Annotated in this window: 1 protein-coding gene and 1 pseudogene; both read right to left on the minus strand. The window is 33.4% G+C overall.

Translation table 11 applies throughout. The features are described from left to right. Nucleotides 1–269 (minus strand): annotated as a pseudogene (gene hitR, locus RCF13_RS25430) (envelope stress response regulator transcription factor HitR); the annotation flags it as partial. An 88-nt stretch (nucleotides 270–357) separates the two neighbouring features. Next, a partial coding sequence (locus RCF13_RS25435; protein WP_308141656.1) for an ATP-binding cassette domain-containing protein occupies nucleotides 358–680 on the minus strand: 323 nt, incomplete at its 5' end.

Below are 680 nucleotides of genomic sequence, written 5' to 3' on the forward strand. Positions count from 1 at the left end.
TTTACTTTTTGAGATGTTTCTCCTTTAGCAGTTAGCATCAAAATAGGGATATCATAGTATTTTCTTAATTCAAAACATACATCAAATCCATCCATATTCGGCATCATGATATCAAGAATAACCATATCAACTTTCACTTCATTTATTTTTTGAAGTGCATCTAGACCATCAATTGCTTCATATGTTTGAAATCCTTCCCGCTCTAAAAATACAGAAACAAGTTCTCTAATATGTGGATCGTCATCTACTATTAAAATTTTTGGTAGCAAAGAAAACCTCTCCTTTCTACGTAGCATCTTTTATATAACTTGTAAAAATGAATCATCAGCGGAGTATAAGCCCCACTGATGATTCATTTTATAATACGCCCTCTTTAATTTTCAATTGTTGCGTTGCAAATTCACGATACATGTCATGTGTGCGTAACAATTCATCATGTGTACCGCTTCCTGTAAGATTCCCTTTTTCTATAAAAATAATTTTATCTGCATCTACTACAGTAGAAAGTCTATGTGCAATAACTAACGTTGTTCTGCCTTTCATTAAGTTATTTAATGCCTTTTGAACGACAGACTCTGATTTACTATCTAAACTAGAAGTTGCTTCATCTAACATAAGAATTTGTGGATTTCGAAGTAACGCTCGGGCAATGGCAATTCGCTGTCTTTGTCCTCCAGAAA

Origin of the sequence: Stenotrophomonas maltophilia group sp. RNC7 (assembly GCF_030910085.1) — a bacterium.
In the GTDB taxonomy this organism is placed as follows: domain Bacteria; phylum Pseudomonadota; class Gammaproteobacteria; order Xanthomonadales; family Xanthomonadaceae; genus Stenotrophomonas; species Stenotrophomonas sepilia.